Raw genomic sequence first — 1,149 nt, 5'->3', positions numbered from 1 at the left:
CGGGCGCCGTCAACATCGTCCAGGACATCACGGCGCGCAAGCGCGTCGAGGACGAGCTGCGGGTGTCGGAACAGCGCTTCCGGACGCTGGCGAATACCGTGCCCGTGCTGATCTGGCAGAACGACGAAGCAGGCCGCAACGTGTTCGTCAACCAGTACTACCTCGATTTCACGGGCAAGGCATTCGAGGACGTGATGGGCATGGGCTGGCACGAACTGGTGCATCCGGACGACGCGCCCGCGTACATCGCCGACTACATGGATGCCGTGCGCACGCGCCGGCCCTGGCGCAACGTCGACCGCGTGCGCCGCCGCGACGGCCAGTGGCGCTGGTTCGACAGTTACGGGCAACCGCTGTTCGCGCCGGACGGCAGCTACGCGGGCCACGTCGGCGCTTCGCTCGACATCACGGACGCCGTGCTGGCCGAGCAGGCGCTGAAGGAAACGGACCGCCGCAAGGACGAATTCCTCGCCGTGCTGGCGCACGAGCTGCGCAACCCGCTCGCGCCGATCAGCAACGCGGTGCATTTGCTGCGCCATCCGGACGGCCGCCGCCGCGCCGACCGCCTCGTCGAGATGCTGGGCCGCCAGGTGCGCCAGATGATCAAGCTCGTCGACGACCTGCTCGAGATCTCGCGCATCACGCGCGACAAGATCGAGCTGCACCGCCAGCCGCTGCTGCTGGCCGACGTCGTGCACGGCGCCGTCGAGACGAGCCGGCCGCTGATCGACCAGCACCACCACCATCTGGACGTGCGCCTGCCCGACGAAGCGCTGACGCTGAACGCGGACAGCGTGCGCCTCACGCAGGTGCTCGCGAACCTCCTGAACAACGCGGCCAAGTACACCGACCAGGGCGGCAGGATCACGCTGGAGGCGCGGCGCGACGGCCAGGAAGTCGAGATCGCGGTGCGCGACAACGGCATCGGCATCCCGGCCGGCCACCTGCCCGCGGTGTTCGACATGTTCACGCAGGCGCATCGCGCGGCCGGGCGCGGGCAGGGCGGGCTCGGGATCGGTCTCGCCATGGTGCGCAGCCTCGTGCAGATGCATGGCGGGACCGTGGAGGCGAAGAGTCCCGGGACGGGGCTGGGCAGCGAATTCGTCGTGCGCCTGCCGCTGGCCGAACCGCCCGACGCCGCGCACGACG

Annotated in this window: 1 protein-coding gene; it reads left to right on the top strand. The window is 70.0% G+C overall.

Annotation, left to right across the window (positions count from 1 at the left end):
• A partial coding sequence (locus ACEN88_RS32285) for an ATP-binding protein (RefSeq protein WP_413346302.1) occupies positions 1-1,149 on the top strand: 1,149 nt, incomplete at both ends.

The sequence above is a fragment of the Massilia sp. CT11-108 genome (genome assembly GCF_047302915.1).
GTDB lineage: Bacteria > Pseudomonadota > Gammaproteobacteria > Burkholderiales > Burkholderiaceae_D > Telluria > Telluria orientalis.
This window is presented reverse-complemented; position numbering and strand designations above follow the sequence as displayed.